Source organism: Chelativorans sp. ZYF759, assembly GCF_012911015.1.
Classification (GTDB): domain Bacteria; phylum Pseudomonadota; class Alphaproteobacteria; order Rhizobiales; family Rhizobiaceae; genus ZYF759.
Genome location: NZ_WVVV01000015.1, coordinates 37,461 through 54,914 on the forward strand (window position 1 = coordinate 37,461; position 17,454 = coordinate 54,914).

The 17,454-nt window shown below is 66.3% G+C and carries 15 protein-coding genes; 6 read left to right on the forward strand and 9 right to left on the reverse strand.

The features are described from left to right. The 5 genes from GRZ55_RS23710 to GRZ55_RS18965 form a co-directional block, all read right to left on the reverse strand. Entirely contained in the window at positions 1–360 is a 360-nt protein-coding gene (locus tag GRZ55_RS23710) for a hypothetical protein (RefSeq protein ID WP_306785616.1), read from the reverse strand. 79 nt (positions 361–439) lie between these two features. Next, complete coding sequence (locus tag GRZ55_RS18950; RefSeq protein WP_169288527.1) at positions 440–2,305, reverse strand: acetyl-CoA hydrolase/transferase C-terminal domain-containing protein; 1,866 nt, start codon at positions 2,303–2,305, stop codon at positions 440–442. Between the two features lie 3 nt (positions 2,306–2,308). Continuing rightward, on the reverse strand, positions 2,309–4,414 hold the full coding sequence (locus tag GRZ55_RS18955) for a 3-hydroxyacyl-CoA dehydrogenase NAD-binding domain-containing protein (protein WP_169288583.1): 2,106 nt from the start codon (positions 4,412–4,414) through the stop codon (positions 2,309–2,311). Positions 4,415–4,424: 10 nt separating this feature from the next. Further along, entirely contained in the window at positions 4,425–5,831 is a 1,407-nt protein-coding gene (locus tag GRZ55_RS18960) for an acetyl-CoA C-acetyltransferase (protein WP_169288528.1), read from the reverse strand. After that, complete coding sequence (locus GRZ55_RS18965; protein WP_169288529.1) at positions 5,831–8,131, reverse strand: acyl-CoA dehydrogenase; 2,301 nt, start codon at positions 8,129–8,131, stop codon at positions 5,831–5,833. Before GRZ55_RS18965 ends, GRZ55_RS18960 begins: the two co-directional genes overlap by 1 nt. Before the next feature lie 195 nt (positions 8,132–8,326). On the opposite strand from GRZ55_RS18965, the gene GRZ55_RS18970 reads away from it, so the two are divergent. After that, the gene (locus GRZ55_RS18970; RefSeq protein WP_169288530.1) at positions 8,327–8,566 is read left to right on the forward strand and encodes a hypothetical protein; all 240 of its coding nucleotides are present in this window, start codon (positions 8,327–8,329) and stop codon (positions 8,564–8,566) included. Between the two features lie 32 nt (positions 8,567–8,598). On the opposite strand, the gene GRZ55_RS18975 is transcribed toward GRZ55_RS18970, so the two are convergent. After that, the gene (locus tag GRZ55_RS18975; protein ID WP_169288531.1) at positions 8,599–9,513 is read right to left on the reverse strand and encodes a PhzF family phenazine biosynthesis protein; all 915 of its coding nucleotides are present in this window, start codon (positions 9,511–9,513) and stop codon (positions 8,599–8,601) included. A 171-nt stretch (positions 9,514–9,684) separates the two neighbouring features. Between GRZ55_RS18975 and GRZ55_RS18980 the strand changes: the two genes are divergently transcribed. The 5 genes from GRZ55_RS18980 to GRZ55_RS19000 all read left to right on the forward strand — a co-directional run bounded on the left by GRZ55_RS18980 (position 9,685) and on the right by GRZ55_RS19000 (position 14,500). After that, positions 9,685–10,995, forward strand: a complete 1,311-nt coding sequence (locus GRZ55_RS18980) for an efflux RND transporter periplasmic adaptor subunit (RefSeq protein WP_169288532.1) — start codon at positions 9,685–9,687, stop codon at positions 10,993–10,995. An 18-nt stretch (positions 10,996–11,013) separates the two neighbouring features. Then, positions 11,014–11,730 carry an ABC transporter ATP-binding protein gene (locus GRZ55_RS18985; RefSeq protein WP_169288584.1) on the forward strand — a complete coding sequence of 239 codons (717 nt, stop codon included), beginning with the start codon at positions 11,014–11,016 and terminating at the stop codon, positions 11,728–11,730. Further along, on the forward strand, positions 11,720–12,928 hold the full coding sequence (locus tag GRZ55_RS18990) for an ABC transporter permease (RefSeq protein WP_169288533.1): 1,209 nt from the start codon (positions 11,720–11,722) through the stop codon (positions 12,926–12,928). The genes GRZ55_RS18985 and GRZ55_RS18990 overlap by 11 nt, the downstream gene beginning before the upstream one ends. A 63-nt stretch (positions 12,929–12,991) precedes the next feature. Then, the gene (locus tag GRZ55_RS18995) at positions 12,992–13,336 is read left to right on the forward strand and encodes a cytochrome c (protein ID WP_246734877.1); all 345 of its coding nucleotides are present in this window, start codon (positions 12,992–12,994) and stop codon (positions 13,334–13,336) included. Positions 13,337–13,420: 84 nt separating this feature from the next. Continuing rightward, complete coding sequence (locus GRZ55_RS19000) at positions 13,421–14,500, forward strand: glycoside hydrolase family 3 protein (RefSeq protein ID WP_169288534.1); 1,080 nt, start codon at positions 13,421–13,423, stop codon at positions 14,498–14,500. Positions 14,501–14,506: 6 nt separating this feature from the next. Here the strand turns inward: GRZ55_RS19000 and GRZ55_RS19005 are convergent, their stop codons facing one another. From GRZ55_RS19005 to GRZ55_RS19015, 3 genes are all read right to left on the reverse strand, one after another. Continuing rightward, positions 14,507–15,358: an alpha/beta fold hydrolase gene (locus tag GRZ55_RS19005; RefSeq protein WP_246734878.1), complete on the reverse strand. Its 852-nt coding sequence runs from the start codon at positions 15,356–15,358 to the stop codon at positions 14,507–14,509. A gap of 134 nt (positions 15,359–15,492) precedes the next feature. Further along, entirely contained in the window at positions 15,493–16,221 is a 729-nt protein-coding gene (locus GRZ55_RS19010) for an NUDIX hydrolase (RefSeq protein WP_169288536.1), read from the reverse strand. A 28-nt stretch (positions 16,222–16,249) separates the two neighbouring features. After that, a complete protein-coding gene (locus GRZ55_RS19015) occupies positions 16,250–17,359 on the reverse strand; it encodes an endonuclease/exonuclease/phosphatase family protein (protein ID WP_169288537.1) in 1,110 nt (369 codons plus the stop codon). Between the last annotated feature and the right edge of the window lie 95 nt (positions 17,360–17,454).

The window sequence follows — 17,454 nt, forward strand, 5'->3', positions numbered from 1 at the left end:
TCAGGCGCTGCGGGAAACTTTGTCATTCTTGGGCGGCGGCCCCGTGATGCTGGAGCTGGTGGCTGAAACCGGATCGCTGGCGGGGAAGGTATCCTCCAGGCCTTCGTCCAGCTGCTCTTCGAGATTCAGGCGCCGGCGGCGTTCCGCTTCCAGGCTCACGGCGGCGGCACTCGCGCCGGCTTCGCGCTGGTTCTCGGGCTCCATCTCTTCAGGCTCGGTATAGAGTTCGCGGGTGGCCTGGTCGCTGGCGGCCTGCTCCGTCGGGGTCAGCCGGCGGCGCCGCAGCAAAACGTAACCAATGGCCAATGCCAGGACCAGCGGTCCGGCGACGGTCAGGAACGACCAGAAAAATCCATCCATCTCAGCACTCCGTGATTCAGAAGCTCGGCGGCGAACCGCTTGTGCCTCCTCAACGCGCCATGTGCGGAATTGATCCGCTTCACCTGTTCTTTTGCTTGAGCGCCCAGCCGAGCAGACGGCGATAGAGCTTCTGGCGTGCGCCCTCGGGCTTGTCGAGCCCCATGCGCGCCAGCAGGGCGGCATCCTCCGCGCGGGGCCTGCCCGAAGCAAGCGCCCCCAGCACTGCCGTCGCCATGCCCGGCCGGCTCGCCGTCTTCTCCTTCAGCAGCGCAAGCGCGGGCAATAGGCGCCTCTCCTCCTCCGTGAAGGAGGAACCGAAAGGAAACGTCGCGCACTCCCCCGCGTCCTTGAGCGGTTTCAGCGCCTCGGCAATCCTGTTGGGCGTGTTGCCGCGCGCGCGGTCGGGAACGATGTAGCCTTTCTCGAGCTTGCCCGCTTCCTTGGCCTCGCGCACCAGCTCGTCCTGAAAGCGGCTGTCGCAGATCGCGACCATTGCCGCGATGCAGTCGCGGTCGCTCTTGCCTCTGAGATCGGCCACGCCGTATTCGGTCACGAAGACATCGCGCAGATGGCGCGGGATCGTGGTGTGCGCGTATCGCGCCAGGATGCGCGAGACGGTCTTGCCCGAACTCTTGCGCGTGGCGTTCAGCGTCATGACCGACCGCGCGCCGTCCAGCGCGAAGGCCTGCGCCACGAAATTGTACTGCCCGCCCACGCCCGACACGATGCGGCCATCGTCGAGCCCGTCGGAAATCGCCTCGCCCAGCATGGTGGCCATCATGGCATTGTTGACGAACCGCGCCTGCACCCTGTCCTTGCGTTTGGCTTCCTCCTCGCCATAGAGCTCGTTGACGAAGGAGATGCCCCGCATCTGGAAGAGATCGCGCTCGTCTTCCGGCAGTTCGCGCAGGAACTGGTAGAACTGCTCGGTGCCCAGGAAGAAGCCGCCATGCAGGACGGCCCCGTCGCTGGCCCGACGTTTCAGGATGCCCGTGCGGTAGAGCTCCATGAAACCGTCGACGAACATCTCGCTCGCCGCATAGAGGCCCTCCTCGAAGGGGGCGCCATGTGCGCCCTCGGGCAGGTTTCCCCCATTGAGGCGCTTCAGCCCTTCGCCAAACAGCTCCGGCTGGCGGTGGCGTAGGGCGAGCGCGGCGGCGAAGGCGTCACCGATCGAGCCGATGCCGATCTGCAGCGTGCCGCCATCCGGCACCAAGGCCGCGGCGTGGAGCCCGATGGCATGGTCGGCATCGGAGACCGGCTTTTTGGGCACTGAGAACAGGCGCGCACTCCGACCTTGCCCATCGAGGACCATGTCGAAATCCGATGCGGGCAATGCCGCCGGCCCGGTCATGAAGGGCAGATTGTCGTTCACCTCGCCCACGAGAAGGCAGGCGTCGCCGGCCGCTTTCACCATCGGCAGGATGTCGAGCGTGATGTCGCTGTTGCAGGACAGGCTGTAGCGTTCATTCTCGCCCTCGCCCCGTTTGGCCACCATCTGGGCGATCACGTTGATGCCGCGCTCCACCATGTAGCCTGCCGCATGCGTGTAGTTCGCCGAGACATAGGCCTGCTGGGCTGCGGGAACCGAAAGCCAGCGTCCGGCCAGGAAAAAGAACTCGCTGACCGTCACGTTTGACGGCAGATCGCCCGAACGCAGCGCCGCCGCATAATCGAGTTCCGTCACGCCCGAAAAGAGCCTTTCGCGCAACGGATCGATGAACCGGCTCTCCAGTTCGGACGAACCTTGCGGCGGCTCCAGCGTCAGCGCGGTCGAGATGTGCAGCGTGATGCCGCGGTCCGCTTTGGCCAGCCCGTAGAGCGCATTGGCGATGTGGTTTGCCTTGCCCAGCCCTAGCGGCAGGCCCAGCACGATCTTGCCGTCGAGACGTTCGACGATGCGCCGCGCGACCGTTTCCGCCTTGTCGTGACGCTCAGGCTTCATCGGTCAGGCGGCTTGCTTGGCGTTTTCCGTGTTCCAGCCGGCATCGGGCGCAAACCGATCGCCATGCTTCTCCGCCAGGCGGGTCAGCGATTTGACGATGTCGGAATGTCCGCGCTCGGCGGCATAACACATGGGACCGCCGCGGAAGGGTGCGAAGCCCGTGCCGAAGATCATCGCCGCGTCGAGCGTGTCCTCGTCGCCGACCACGCCTTCACGCAGGCAGCTCATGCAGGTGTTGATCATCGGCAGCACGAGGCGGTCGATCATCTCGGCATCTGCCGAAGAGGTATGTTTCGCCTTCGTTGGCTTGCCGTCGCTGTCGTAATCGTAGAGCCCCTTGCCGGTTTTCTTGCCCAGCTCGCCCTTTTCGACCTTTTCCGTCAACCAGGCCGGAATCTCGGGCATCGACCCGTCGAGCTCTTGCTTCAGCATCGTCGCGACCGAAAGGCAGATGTCGAGGCCCACCCGGTCCGCCAGTTCGATCGGTCCCATCGGCATGCCGAAATCCTCGGCCGCGCGGTCGATCGTTTCCTTCGACACGCCTTCCTCCAGCAGCATGAAGGCCTCGACGAGATAAGGCGTCAGCGCCCGGTTGACGAGGAAGCCCGGAGCGCTCTTCACGGGTGCGGGCAGGCGCGAGATGGCGCCGCAGAAGGCATTCGCCTTCTCCAGCATCTCTTTGGAGACCTTGTCGTGCGCCACTACCTCGACCAGTTCCATGCGGTTAACGGGGTTGAAGAAATGCAGCCCGACCAGCCGCGAGGCGTCGGGCAGCGCCTTGGCCAGCACCTCCAGGCGGATGCTCGACGTGTTGGTGCCGATCAGCGCGTCCTTGCGGGCACCGGCGGCAATGTCCTTCAGCACCTTGTGCTTGATCTCCGTCTTCTCGGCCACCGCCTCGATCACCACATCGGCTTTGGCCAGGCCGGAGCCGGAGAAGTCCGGCACCAGCCGGTCGAAGGCGTCGCGCCGGTCCATGCTGGAGTGCAGCGACTTCTCGAACAGAGCCCCTGCCCGGCCGATGGCAGCCGCGATCGCTTTTGGATCCAGATCTGTCAGCGTCACCGTCAGCCCTTGTCGCGCGCACCAGGCCGCGATGTCGCCGCCCATGGCGCCCGCGCCGATGACGTGGACATGGCCGATATCGGCCTTCACCTTGCCGTTGGCGCGGAGCTTCTCCCGCAGGAAGTAGGCGCGGACGAGGTTCTGCGAGGTACGGCCGGCGAGCAGCCGCGAGAATGAGGCGATCTCCTCCGACTGCATGGCCTTTGGATCCCCGCCATGATCTTCCCAGAGATCGATCATCCGGAACGGAGCGGGATAATGAACCTCCCTGGCGCGTTCTGCGGTCTTGGAACGCATGCGCCGCGCTGCCACCGCCCGCGCGGGCTTCAGCGAGAAGGCCGTGCCCTTCCATGAACCGCCCGCCCTGTCGATCTTGCCGGCCAGGACGGCGCGCACGGCGTTCTCGACATGCCGCTCCTCGATCACGGCATCGACGAGACCGAGTTTCTTCGCCTTCTTGGCATGAGCCGTCTTGCCGGTCAGCATCATCGTCATCGCCTCGACCGGATCGATCAGGCTCGTCAGCCGGAATGTCCCGCCGAGCCCCGGATGAAGGCCCAGCATCACCTCCGGAAAGCCGAGTTTGGCCCCGTCGACGGCCAGCCGGTGATCGCAGGCAAGCGCCAGTTCAAGCCCGCCACCCAGGCAGTGCCCATGGATGATCGCGATGGTCGGAATGTCCAGGGCGTCGAGCCTGTCGATCACCGCATGCGCTCGTTTCAGCTGGTGGCCCGCCTCGTCGGGTTGGCCGAGATCGCGAAACTCGCGAATGTCGGCCCCGGCGGCGAAACCGGCCTTTTTGGCGGAACGGATGACGAGCCCGCGTGGCCCCTTCCCGTCGACGGCCGCCAGCATCTTGTCCAGCTCTTCGAGCACTTCGCCCGATAGCGTGTTGGCGCTCTCGCCCTGCCGGTCGAGGATCAGCCACGCGACCTTGTCGCCATCGATGGACAGGCGCCAATGCTTGAGCGCCTTGTCCGCTTTGCCCTGCGGTCCCAGTGCCATTTCGCGGTCGGCAAGAACGTCGCGTACGGGGGTATCCATCTTCTTCATCTCAGACTGCCTCGATCAGCATTGCGCCGCCCAGCCCACCGCCGATGCACTCGGTCGCGATTCCCCGCTTTTCGCCCAGCCGGCGCATCGCATTGACCAGGTGCAGGACGATCCGGTTCCCGCTCGTGCCGACCGGATGGCCCAGACTGATGGCTCCGCCATCCACGTTGAGCTTCTTTCGATCGATCGCGCCGAACGCCCCGTCGAGTTTCAGCACCTCCCGGCTGTAGGTTTCGTCCTCCCAGGCGGCAAGGCATCCCAGGACCTGCGCGGCGAAGGCCTCGTTCAGTTCCCAGAGACCGATGTCGTCGCGGGAGAGTTCATGCCGCTTCATCAGCGCGGTTGAAGATAGCGTCGGCCCGAGCCCCATGATTGCGGGATCGAGCGCCGACCATTCCGAATCGACCAGCCGCGCCAATGGCGTCAGCTTGTGCTTCTTCACCGCCTCTTCCGAGGCCAGGATCACCCAGGACGCGCCGTCGGTGATCTGCGAGGAATTGCCCGGCGTGACCTTGCCATAGGGTTTCTCGAAGACCGGATCGAGCTTGGCGAGCTTGTCCATGGAGGAATCCGGCCGCACGCCGTCATCCTTCTCGTGCAGCCCGCCATCCCTGTCGACGGCGGCCATCACCTCGTCGGCGAGGAAACCTTCGCTCTGCGCCCGCGCCAGCCGCTGGTGGCTTTCGAGCGCATAGGCATCCGCCTGTTGGCGCGAGATCTTGAACAGATGCCCGACCAGTTCGGCCGTCTGGCCCATGTTCATGTCCGTGATCGGATCGGTCAGGCCGCGTTCCAGCCCGATCACCGGCTTGGCGAAACGCGCGCGCAGACCGGTCAGCGCGCTGGCGCTGTCGAGGGGGCCCTTGGCCGTCGCGAAGGAAGCAAACCACTCCGTCGCCTCGCGGCTCAGCACCAGCGGCGCATGCGACAGCGCCTCCGTGCCGCCGGCCAGCACGAGATCGGCCCTGCCGCCCTCGATGGCGCGAAACGCGTCGTCGATGGCCAGCATGCCGGTGCCGCAATTGATCTGCACCGTCCAGGCGGGCATCGAGGCGCCCATGCCGAGGCGAAGCGCCGCCACGCGAGCCGGATTCATCTCGTCGGCCACGACGTTGACGCAGCCGAGCACCACCCGGTCGAAGGCGTCGGGCGCAAAAGGCTGGCGCATCAGAAGCGGCCGTCCGCACTGGACCGCGAGATCGACCGGAGTGAACGGGCCGGGCTTGCCGCGCGCCCGCAGAAACGGCGTGCGCGCGCCGTCCACGATATAGACGGGACGCCCGCCGCCATTGGAGGCCGCGCGTCGCGACGGCGCCTTGCGCGCCGCCGTCTTGGCAGGGCCGCGCGCGGCGGTCGTGCGCTTCGAAGTCGCTTTCGCCTTGGGCGTGCTTGTCGCTGCCTTGGCCATTATTCGGCTGCCTCCCGGGTCTCGCTGCGGCGTGCCGGTGTCTTCTTCTGCTTCTTGGCCGGCGGTTCGCGGTGCTGCTTGGAGATGGGGGACACCTCCTCCATCGGGAAGGCATCCACGGCCACCACGCGGTCATGCGCCTCGCGCGCTCGTTTCAGGAGCGCGGCATCTTCGGCGGTAATGGCGCCCTTGGCCAAAGCCTCCTCGACGTCGCGTATCTTGGCCTCGCGCATCTTCTTCTCCGCGGGCTCGCTGGCGACCGCCAGTTCGAAGGCCTCTTCGAGGTCGCGCATCGGATGGCCCTCGCGACCTTCGCCGAGATAGACGTCGACCGTCAGCCGGTCGCGCTGGGCGCCCGGAACCATCAGCATCTCCGCCAGCCGCGAGACCAGTCGGTCGGCCGGCGCGCGGCGCGCGAATCCGCCCGGAAAGGCCAGAAGCCGCACCACGACCGACGCCCAGCGGGCGGGCAGGTTCTGCAGCACGCCCTCGAAGGCGTCGGCGATGCGTTCGGAGCCGGTGATCATCAGATAGTCGACGATCGGCCGGTCTTCCTCATGACGGCCCTCGTCCTCGAAACGTTTCAGCGCGGCGGCCAGCAGGTAGATCTCGGACAGGATGTCGCCCAGGCGTGCGGAGATCATCTCCTTGCGCTTCAAGGCCCCGCCCAGCGTCAGCAGCGAAAGGTCGGCCAGCAGCGCGAAGGCGGCCGAATAGCGCGACAGCTGGCGCCAGTGCGGCGCCATGGCCGCATCCACCGGCGCCGGGCCGATGAGGCCACCGGACCAGCCGCGCAGGAAAGCCCGGCCGCTGTTCTTGATCGAATGGCCGACATGCGACCAGAAGCTGCGGTCGAACGCCTCCAGCCCTTCCTGCTTGTCCTCGTCCGACAGCGCCAGAAGTTCGTCCAGCATATGGGGATGCGAGCGGATCGCGCCCTGGCCGAAGATCATCAGGTTGCGGGTCAGGATGTTGGCGCCCTCGACGGTGATCCCGATCGGAACCGACCGGTAGGCGGAGGCGAGATAGTTCTTGGGGCCCTCGATGATGCCCTTTCCGCCATGGATATCCATGGCGTGCTCCACTGAACGCCGCATGCGCTCGGTGGCATGGTATTTCATGATCGCCGATATAACCGACGGCTTGTGGCCCTCGTCGAGCGCGGCCACCGTGGCCCGCCGCGCCGCGTCGATCAGATAGGCGTTGGCGCAGATTTCGGCGAGCGGCACCTGTATGCCCTCGAACATCCCGATCGGCACGTTGAACTGTCGGCGCACGCGGGCATAGGCGCCCGTTGCACGCGCGCAGGCTGCCGCCGACGCCGCCGATTGCGACGGAAGCGAGATGCCGCGGCCGGCGGCCAGCGCCGTCATGAGCATCTTCCAGCCCTGGCCGATGCGCTCCGGCCCACCGAGAATCCACTCGAGCGGAATGAAGACGTCCTCGCCGTAGAGCGGTCCGTTCTGGAAATGGGTGAAGAGCGGCACGTGCCGGTCTCCGTGTCGCACGCCTGGCGTGCTTGTGGGCAGCAGAGCGACCGTTATGCCGCGCTCTTCGCCGCCACCGAGATGATTTTCAGGGTCGCGCAGCTTGAAGGCCAGCCCCATCACGGTCGCCACCGGCCCCAGCGTGATGTAGCGTTTCTCGAAATTGAGGCGGATGCCGAGGACCTTCTTGCCCTCGAACTGGCCAAATTCGACGATGCCCTCGTCCTTCATCGCGGCCGCGTCCGACCCGGCGTCAGGCGAGGTCAGGCCGAAACAGGGGATTTCGCGCCCGTCGGCCAGGCGCGGCAGCCAGTGATCGCGCTGATCCTGCGTCCCGAACTCGACAAGCAGTTCGCCCGGCCCGAGCGAGTTCGGCACCATCACCGTGACACCCGCCACGACGCTGACGGTCGAAAGCAGCCGCACCACCTCCGAATGGGCGGTGTTGGAAAAGCCCAGCCCGCCATACTCCTTCGGGATGATCATGCCGAAGAACTTGTTTTTGCGCATGAAATCCCAGGCTTCCGGCGGCAGGTCCCGGTCTTCCCAGTTCAGCTTCCAGTCGTCGACCATCGCGCAGAGTTCGCGCGTCGGCCCGTCGAGAAACGCTTTCTCGTCGGGTGAAAGCGCGGCTGGCTTCATCTCGAGAAGCGTCTTCCAGTGGGGATTGCCGGTGAATATCTCGCCGTCCCACCAGACCGTGCCGGCATCGATGGCGGAGCGCTCTGTCTCCGAGATCGGCGGCATGACGCCCTTGGCCCAGGTGAAGATCGGCTTCGTTATGTTGTCGCGTCGGAAGTCGCGCAGTGCCATGATTGCCCCGCTGGCTGGTGTTCACGCGTTCCTTTCACAATGTTGCAGCGCCAGGATCGTTCCAGAATCAGGCTCGCGCGCACCCGCCGCATTCACCCCTTCGTGACACGCGGCTGGCCGCGATCACGCTAGACTGGGGCTGCGGTCGCGCTCTCGGGGGCGGGCCAACCCGGCCGCAAAGGGAGGAATACCACCATGCTGCGCATCATCATGCTTTCGGCGGCGATCGTCCTGTCACCGGCCGCTGCCTTCGCCCATTCCTGTCCCGCCGTCATGGCTGAGATCGACGCCGCGATGCCAACGGCCGAGCTGTCGGACGGCGACCGCGCGCGCGTCGAGGAGCTTCGCGCCCAGGGCGAGGAACTCCACAATGCCGGCGATCACGACGGCTCCATCGCCGCGCTAGAGGAAGCCAAGGGCATTATGGGCATGTGAACGCCCTGCCCGCGTCGCATCGCGGCGCGGGCTCAATCCAGGTACAGGCGCCCTTCCGCGACCCTTACCGCGTGACCGCCGATACGCGCGGACACCGCCTTCCCGTCCGAAATCTCCATTTCTAGCCGGATGCGCGAGGGTCGGCCCATCTCGATCCCCTGCTCGATCCAGATGGCGTGCGGCCCGTCGGGCGGCGCATCGAAGGTCAGCACCGCCCCGCTGAAGGCGGCCGCGGCCGAGCCGGTGGCCGGGTCCTCCGGGATGCCGGACTTGGGCGCGAACATGCGGGCATGGAAGTGGCAGTCGTGGTTGACCGTCTCGCGGCAGTACACATAAGCGTCCGCCGGAACGCCATCGATCACGGGCGCGATCTCTCCCCATAGCTTCTGGTCGAGCCGGGCACGCCCCGCCGCGTCCAGATCGGCCACGGGCACGGTGACATAGGGCACGCCCGCCGTCCGGAGCGCCGGCACGTGGTTCTCGAAGCCGATCTCGTGCGGCCCGAGACCGAGCGCTGCACCGATCATTTCCTGCGGCACCTCGAAGTCCAGCTTCTCGGAAAGCTTCGGCAGGTCGAATTCGGCAAAGTTCGCGCCGTCGCGGAAGCCGACCACGCAGCGAACGTCGCCAACCTTCTCCTCCAGCACGAGGATCGCGCCGTCGCCGCTGGCAACGCCCTGTTCTTCGGCCAGCGCGATTGCCGTCCCGACCGTCGGGTGTCCCGCGAAGGGCAGCTCCAGCCCGGGCGTGAAGATACGCAGCGCGGCCTGGTGCACCGGGTTTCGGGCCGGCAGGACGAACACCGTTTCTGACAGGTTGAACTCCCTGGCGATCGCCTGCATCCGCCGCGTATCCAGCCCTTCGGCGTCCAGCACCACCGCCAGCGGATTGCCCGCCAGCGCGGTATCGGTGAACACGTCGTAGATAAGGTAGCGGCGTTCTGACATGGGGGGCTCCAAATGGGTTCGCCGGGCACTCTAGCCGCCAAATGTGGCGGGGGCGTTCTGCCAGCACCGGCACGCGACCGGACCAACATGACACAAGTTTAATTTGTCTTTGCGGCCGAAAACACCGATCTCTTGACGCAAGGGACATCACGGAAACAGGCAGGCGTTCTCATGGATCAGATCGTGGAGCGGCCCACGCGACGTCCCGATCCCGACCGGCAATCGATCGACGACGTCCTCGCGATGGGCAAAGGCCGCCCGTCGCGCCGCCGTTGGCCTGCCCTTCTCGGCCTCGCACTCGTGCTGGGTGCCGGCACGGGGATCTATGTCTACGCGGCCCAGCCCGACCCAGCCCCCACATACGAAACGGTCGAGATCGGATCCGGCGCCATGACCGTCATGGTCTCCGCCACCGGCACGCTCGAGCCGCTGACCCGTGTCGAGATTTCCAGCGAGCTGTCGGGCGTCATGCGCTCGGTCGCCGTCTCCGAGAACGAGATCGTCGAAACCGGCCAGGTGCTGGCACAGCTCGACACCACCCGCATCCAGGCGCAGGTTGAACGCGCCGAGGCTGGCGTCGCGGTCGCCGCCGCGCGCGTCTCCGAAGCCCGCGCCACCTTCAACGAGACCGAACGCGCGCTTGCCCGCGCACGACAGCTGTCGGAGCGCGGCATGGTAGCCGACCAGGCGCTCGACAACGCTCTTGCCGCCCATGAACGCGCGCAGAGCGGCGTCGAGGTCGCCGAGGCCAATCTCGCCATCGCCCGTGCCGATCTCAGGCTGCAACAGGCCGATCTCGCCAACGCCACGATCTATTCCCCCATCGACGGCATCGTGCTCGAGCGCGCCGTCAATCCGGGCCAGACGGTCGCCGCCTCGACGTCGGCCCCTATCCTCTTCGTGATCGCCGAGAATCTGGAGCGCATGGAACTGAAGGCGGCGATCGACGAGGCCGATATCGGCGAGGTCCGGGCTGGCCAGACCGCGCGTTTTGCCGTGGATGCCTTCCCGGCGCGCCGTTTCGATGCCGAAATCCGCGACATCAGCTTTGCCTCCCTGGTGACGGAAGGCGTGGTCACCTACGAGGCCCGCCTGGCCGTCGACAATGCGGATCTGGTGCTGCGCCCCGGCATGACGGCGACCGTCGACATCGTCACCCGCGAGGCCGACGACGTAATGCTGGTGCCGGCTTCCGCCCTTCGCTTCACCCCGCCCCAGACGGGCACCGGCACGTCGGGCTTCAGCTTTTCCAATCTCTTCTCGCCCCAGCGCATGTCTGGCATGCGCGGCGGTCGCGGTCCGGGCGCAGGCGATGGCTCAAGACGCGGTGGCGGCGAAGGCACGCGCACGCTGTGGCTCCTCCAGGACGGACAGGCTCGCCCCGCCCGCGTGACCACCGGCGCGATGTCCGGCGACCAGATCGAGATCCTCTCCGGCCTCAATCCCGGCGACCGTGTCATCACCGGCACGACGCAGCGCTGACGGGCCGGCTTCATGAACATGATCGCCGACATCCCGCTATTGTCCTTCCGCGAGGTCTGGAAGACCTATGGCCATGGCGAGGCCAGGGTCCCTGCGCTGGCCGGTGTCGATCTCTCCATCGCGCGCGGCGAATTCGTCGCCATCATGGGGCCTTCCGGCTCCGGCAAGTCGACGGCCATGAACATCATCGGCTGCCTCGATACGCCGAGCGCCGGGCGTTACGGCTTTCTCGGCGTCGATGCCGGCACGCTCGACCGCTCGCGCCGTGCCATTTTGCGCAACCGCTATATCGGCTTCGTCTTCCAGGGCTACAATCTGCTCGCCCGCACCACAGCGGCCGAGAACGTCGAATTGCCCCTGATCTATCGCGGCGTGCCGGCGCGCCAGCGGCGTGACCTCGCCATGGAGGCGCTGGCCCAGGTAGGTCTTCAGGGACGCGAACACCACACGCCTTCGGAACTCTCGGGCGGACAGCAGCAGCGCGTCGCCATCGCACGCGCCATCGTGACCCGCCCCACCTTGCTCGTCGCCGACGAACCGACGGGCAATCTCGACACCCAGCGCAGCCACGAGATCATGGAACTCTTGGTCGGCCTCAACCGTGACCATGACCTGACCGTCGTCATGGTCACGCACGAGCCCGACATTGCCGCCTATGCCGAGCGCACGGTCGGCTTCCTCGACGGCAACATCGCCTATGACCGCGTCAACACGGAGCCGGTCCATGTGGCTTGAGACGATCCGCCTCGCTTTGCGCTCCGTGCTGCGCAACCCGCTGCGCTCCTTCCTGACGCTGCTCGGCATCGTGATCGGCGTGGCCGCCGTGATCGCCATGATCACCATCGGCTCGGGCACCACCGAACGCGTGAAGGAAGACATCGCCAAGCTCGGCTCGAACCTGCTTGTCGTCTCCGCCGCGAGGCCATCGCGCGGCGGCGGCGCCTCGTTCACCCCGCGCCGGCTGGACGCGCGCGACCTCGAAGGCCTGCGCAACGGACTGACCGATGTGGTGGCCGTTTCGGCCACCGCCCAGCGCCAGCAGCGGGTGGTCTTCGGCCCGCAGAACATGGCAGCCGAGGTGACCGGCACGGACGCGCAATATTTCATCGCCCGCGACTGGGCGGTGGCCGACGGCCGCACTTTCGGCGACACGGAGGGCGGTGCCGGCGGCAATGTCTGCATGATCGGCCAGACCGTGAAACAGGAACTGTTCGGCGGCGGCGATCCGCTCGGCCAGTCCCTGCGCGTCAACCGCATGAGCTGCGAGATCGTCGGCGTGCTCGAGGCCAAGGGCACGACGGGCTTCGGTCAGGACCAGGATGCCGCGGTGCTCATGCCGCTCTCGACCTTCCAGCGGCGGCTCGCCGGCAACCGTGACATAAGCGCGATCTACGTGTCGGCGCGCGACGGCGTCTCCACCGAGCGCGTGGCTGCCCAGATCGAGGACATCATGCGCCAGACGCGGCGCATCGGCCTCGACCAGGAAGACAATTTCTCCGTCCGCGACATGACCCAGATCGCCGACACCATGGCCAGCGCCACCGGCGTCATGACGGGCATGCTCAGCGCGCTGGCCGGCGTCAGCCTGCTGGTCGGCGGCATCGGGATCATGAACATCATGCTGGTCTCCGTCACCGAACGCACGCGCGAGATCGGCATAAGGCTCGCCATTGGCGCGCAGGAGCGCGACATCCTCTGGCAGTTCCTGGTGGAGGCCACGGTTCTGTCCGCCTTGGGCGGCATATTCGGCGTGCTGTTCGGCCTGGGCATCGCCGGCGCCGCATCGATAACGCTCGGCATTCCCTTCGCGCCCAGTCTCGCGGTGATCGCCCTCGCCGTCGGCTTCTCCGCGCTGATCGGCATGGTGTTCGGGTTCTTTCCCGCCCTCAGGGGCGCCCGTCTCGATCCGATCGACGCGCTGCGCCACGAATGATGCGATTGACGTGAGCGCCGCACGGCTTAAGCATCTCTCTCGAATGTCTGAGGAGACGATGCCATGCGGCCCACCCGATTAGCCATCCTGATCCTTCCAGCGCTCTTTGCCATGACCGCGTCCGCCATCGCCGAGCATTGGGAAGGTTCCGACAACGAGATGATCCTGCGCGGACGCGCGCTGGTGGTCGAGAACTGCTCCGGCTGCCACGCCATCGGACATGGCGACGCCAGCTCCCATCCCCAGGCCCCACCCTTCCGCGACCTGTCGCAGTTCTACCCCATCGACGCGCTGGAAGAGGCCTTCATCGAAAGCATCGACACCGGTCACCCCGGCATGCCGGTCTTCCTTGCCTCACCCCAGCAGATCGCCGACATTCTCGAATACATCTACTCGGTCATGGAGTAGGCGCTGCCATCCCTCCCTTCATTTCGCCGCCTCATCCTCCCTGCGGGCGGGCTACTCCTCGTCGTCGGCCTCTCGCTGGCTCTCATGCAGTTCTGGCGCGCGCCCGAGCCCCCGATCGACGCCGATCTGCGCGGGCAGATCGGCCAGATGCTGATGGTCGGCTTCGTCGGCACCAGCCTTGATGACCCGTGGCCACGAAGGGTCGTCGAGCAGATCGCCGAAGGAAGCGTGGGCGGGGTCCTCATCCTGGGCCGCAACGTATCGACGCTCGAGGAACTGAGCGCCATGAACCGCGCCTTCCACGATGTCGCGCCCGCCGACCCGCCTCTGATCGCCATCGATCAGGAAGGCGGCCGCATCCAGCGCCTGCGCAGCCTGCACGGTTTCCCGGAGACGCCGTCAGCTGCCATGCTGGGCCGTCACGGCGATCCCGACATGGCGCGCGACCTCTACCGCACCATGGCGGATGCCCTCGCCGATCTCGGCTTCAACGTCAATTTCGGCCCCGTCGTCGATCTCGACGTGGAGCCTGCCAATCCGATCATCTCCGAGCTCCAGCGCGCCTACGCGGCCGATCCGGAGACCGTGGTCGCCTTTGCCCGCAGCTTCGTCGAGGCGCACCGCGCCGCCGGCCTGATCACCTCGCTGAAACACTTCCCCGGCCACGGCTCGACCCTGCGCGACAGCCATCTCCATCTCCCCGACATCTCCGCGACCTGGAGCGCCTTGGAGCTGGAACCCTACAGTGTCCTGTTTGCCGAGGGCCTCGCCGACACGGTGATGGTCGGCCATCTGGTGCTCGATCGCGAGGGCGCGGAAACGGGACTTCCGGCGACGCTCTCGCCCGATCTCGTCGACGGTCTCCTTCGCCATGAACTCGGCTATCGGGGCGTGGCGGTCTCCGACGACATGGAGATGGGCGCCATTACCGGGGATCACGAGATGGCCACGGCGCTGATCGCGGCCATCCGCGCCGGCATCGACCTCCTGATCGTATCGAACTATCTGTCGAGAGACCCTGAACTCCCCGAAACCCTCATCCGAGAGATCGGCCGCGCCGCCATGGAAGACGACACGCTGCGCGCCCGCATCGCGGAATCGGCCATGCGCATCGAGACCCTGAAGCGCACGCGGCTCCCCGCCTCCGCGTCCCCCGCGAGCTGATCGCCTCTATCGCACCGTCTGCTCGCTCTGGCTCCACGCAGGCCCGCTGTTCGCGCCGTCGAGGAAGCGCAGCGCCGTCTCTACCATGACCGGCGACATGAAGACCTCGTAGTGAGTCAGGTCCGGCAGGATCGCCAGCCGGTTGGTGGGCATGTTCTCGCGCATCCATCCCGCATCGCCCCGCCCGCCGCCGAGCCGCTTGTAGAACTCGACCACGTGCTCCAGTCGGAACATGTCGCCATCGCCATAGATGAGCATGACCGGCATGGTCAGTTTCTCGACCTCAAGTTCGTAGACGTCGGGCCGGCGCACCATGTCGCCCAGGGCGTCCAGCAGCCGCGGAAAATCATCCGCCACCGGAGCAACCGCCGCATAGGCCTCGTGCATCGGCGTTCCGCGCATGGCGTCCGCCACCTGCGCGCTGATCTGGTGCATCTGGTTGACGATATCGGGATAGAACCCGTCCTTTGCGGCCGGCGTCGAAACCAGCACGAGCCGCCGCACGAGGTCGGGGTTCTGCACGGCGATCTGGGCCGCCACGCCGCCGCCCATCGAGTAGCCCATCACGTCGATCTGCTCGTAGCCCAGGGTGTCGATGACGCGCCCGAGATCGCCGCCCATCTCGACGAGGTTTATCGCACGGTCGCCGAGCGGCGTCCGTCCGTGGCCATGCATGTCGATCGCGACGACCTGGCGGGTGGCGGTCAGGCTTGGCAGGATGGGAACGAACATGTCCAGCGTGCCGAGCCCCCCATGCAGCAGCAGCAAGGGCTCGCCTTCCCCGTGGATCTGGTAGTGGTAGTCGACCCCGTTGATCTCGACATGGCCGCTGGCGGCCGGATCCATTGCCTGCGTCATCGCTTGCTCCTGCGCTTGTGCGATTGGGAGGGTGATGGCCAGCGCGTATGCCGCCAGGGTGGTTCTTGCAACGCTCCACATGTCCGCCTCCTCGATGATGTCCGATCGTGAACACCCCGAGGACGGGTCGGCACTCAGTCTTCCGACACGGGACCGTTCGAAAAATGCCATTCGACCAGCGGCGGCATCTGTCCGGCGGCGCGGTCGGGTAGGTCGGCGGGCGAACGCAGGATCACGGCACCCTCGATCTCGTCGTCGCCGCCATGCTCGGAATGGTGGCGGATGTTGCGTGCGAGTTCCTCGGCCGTGAGGCTCGAAAAATAGCGGCGGAAGAAGACCGTACCCTCCTTGCGCGAGAGCCCGAAAAGAAGCGGCTCGGCCACGCAGTCATCTAGATCGACGCCGATCTCCTCCATCGCCTCGCGGCGCATGTTGAGATCGACATCGACGCGCCCGCCCGGAAAATCCACCGGTTCGAACGAGCCCGACGCGAAATAGACCTGGCCGGCATTGAAGGTGTGCGCAGCCATCCGGATCGCCACCAGCGCATTGTCGGCGGAAACCAGGATCGGGTGGGCATAGGCATGTTCCGCACTCTCGACGGGACGGCGGCTGCGCCAGTAGAGAAATTGCGAATAGCGCACCGCGTGACAGGTCCCCGAAAGCTTGCCCGCGTCCCACTCCAGGCGCGACAGGAGCACCACCTCGCCATCGAAAAGCGCCGGCTTGGCCTCCTTCTCGATCTGCCAGCGCGCCGCCACAGCCGCCTCGGCTCCCTGCATGAAGGGGTGCGGGCCGGGATCGAGCCGAACGTCGATCTCGTCGATCTGGAAGATCCTGTCTCTGGGCAGGTCGAATTTCATCACGGCCTCATCTTGGGCAAGTTTCGTCTCACGAAAGTGACAGCGAGACCGCCACCGGGCAGTGGTCGGAAGCCTTGGGCCTGTCCCATCCTGTTCTCGGATAGCGTTCCACCTCCTGGCCGGGCGGAAACAGGGTGCGGAAGGGCTGGCCGTTGCGGATGATATCGGGCCGCGTCTGCGGGTTGGCCTTGGCCAGCGCCGGCGAGGCCATCAGATAGTCGAGCTGGCACAGATGCCGCTCTTTCGGCCCGCGCGTGTGATAGAGCGTCCAGCGGTCGAGCGCGTCGCGGCGCTCGACGAGGTTCTCGCAGAACCCGCCCGCCGTCAGCACGTCGACGCAGCTTGTTTCCTCGCGGCGCGGCTCGAAACGAAGACCGCCCTCCCCATCCTCGATCACCATGACCCGCTCGCGATAGTCGTTGAAATCGCCCGCCACGATCCAGTCCGCATGCCCGATACGGCTGCCGAACCGCGTCTCGATGATGCGGCGCACGGCGGCGGCTTCCGCGATGCGGATCGGCATCGACGCCTCGCGTCCGGGGACGCCCTCGCGCGGCGGCCCCATCGACTTGAAATGCACGCAGAAGACCGTGAGCGGCAGCCCGCCGATCCTCAGCCTCAGTTCCAGGCAGTCGCGCCGGAAGATGCGTGAAGTCGGGTCGACGCCGATCTCGGCCAGCGCAGGGGTGAACAGGCCGAATTCCTCGAAGCTCACATGAGCATGGCTCACCATCTCCTCGACCTCGATCGCCTGCCCATCGGCCGTCTCCTCGCGCAACATGATGGCCACGTCGATGCCCCGCCCGTCATTGCCGGGCGTGGTGAACTTGTGCCGGAAGCCCGAGCCGATCATCTTGTAGAGATAGCCGTATTCGAACGCCTGCAGCGCCGCCAGATTGTAGACCTCCTGCAGGCAGATGATGTCGGCGCGCGTGGCCGCGATGGCGAGCGCCGACAATTGCCGCGTGTCGTCGGCATGGGTGATGGCGCGTGCCATTTCCAGGAGCCGGTAGTCGGACTCCTCGCGAATCTCGAACAGCGACAGCGCGCGATCCTGCAGCAGCTGGTTGCGGAAACCTGAGAAATCGAAGCGATTCATCAGGTTCTCGACATTGAAGGTGGCGATGCGAAACGGCATGGCCCAAGCTTTGAACGCTCGCATGCCGCAACGCAAGCACCCAGGCCGTTCATCCGGTGTTCAGCTTCGCCCCGCCAGACTTGTTCCAAAGGGGC

Bases quoted from the DNA above. Each gene is read 5' to 3' on its own strand.
- GRZ55_RS23710 (WP_306785616.1), bottom strand. From the start codon at position 360: ATGGATGGATTTTTCTGGTCGTTCCTGACCGTCGCCGGACCGCTGGTC.
- GRZ55_RS18950 (WP_169288527.1), bottom strand. From the start codon at position 2,305: ATGAAGCCTGAGCGTCACGACAAGGCGGAAACGGTCGCGCGGCGCATC.
- GRZ55_RS18995 (WP_246734877.1), top strand. From the start codon at position 12,992: ATGCGGCCCACCCGATTAGCCATCCTGATCCTTCCAGCGCTCTTTGCC.
- GRZ55_RS19000 (WP_169288534.1), top strand. From the start codon at position 13,421: ATGCAGTTCTGGCGCGCGCCCGAGCCCCCGATCGACGCCGATCTGCGC.
- GRZ55_RS19010 (WP_169288536.1), bottom strand. From the start codon at position 16,221: ATGAAATTCGACCTGCCCAGAGACAGGATCTTCCAGATCGACGAGATC.
- GRZ55_RS18960 (WP_169288528.1), bottom strand. From the start codon at position 5,831: ATGGCCAAGGCAGCGACAAGCACGCCCAAGGCGAAAGCGACTTCGAAG.
- GRZ55_RS18970 (WP_169288530.1), top strand. From the start codon at position 8,327: ATGCTGCGCATCATCATGCTTTCGGCGGCGATCGTCCTGTCACCGGCC.
- GRZ55_RS18980 (WP_169288532.1), top strand. From the start codon at position 9,685: ATGGATCAGATCGTGGAGCGGCCCACGCGACGTCCCGATCCCGACCGG.
- GRZ55_RS18975 (WP_169288531.1), bottom strand. From the start codon at position 9,513: ATGTCAGAACGCCGCTACCTTATCTACGACGTGTTCACCGATACCGCG.
- GRZ55_RS18965 (WP_169288529.1), bottom strand. From the start codon at position 8,131: ATGGCACTGCGCGACTTCCGACGCGACAACATAACGAAGCCGATCTTC.
- GRZ55_RS18955 (WP_169288583.1), bottom strand. From the start codon at position 4,414: ATGGATACCCCCGTACGCGACGTTCTTGCCGACCGCGAAATGGCACTG.
- GRZ55_RS19015 (WP_169288537.1), bottom strand. From the start codon at position 17,359: ATGCCGTTTCGCATCGCCACCTTCAATGTCGAGAACCTGATGAATCGC.
- GRZ55_RS18985 (WP_169288584.1), top strand. From the start codon at position 11,014: ATGATCGCCGACATCCCGCTATTGTCCTTCCGCGAGGTCTGGAAGACC.
- GRZ55_RS19005 (WP_246734878.1), bottom strand. From the start codon at position 15,358: ATGACGCAGGCAATGGATCCGGCCGCCAGCGGCCATGTCGAGATCAAC.
- GRZ55_RS18990 (WP_169288533.1), top strand. From the start codon at position 11,720: ATGTGGCTTGAGACGATCCGCCTCGCTTTGCGCTCCGTGCTGCGCAAC.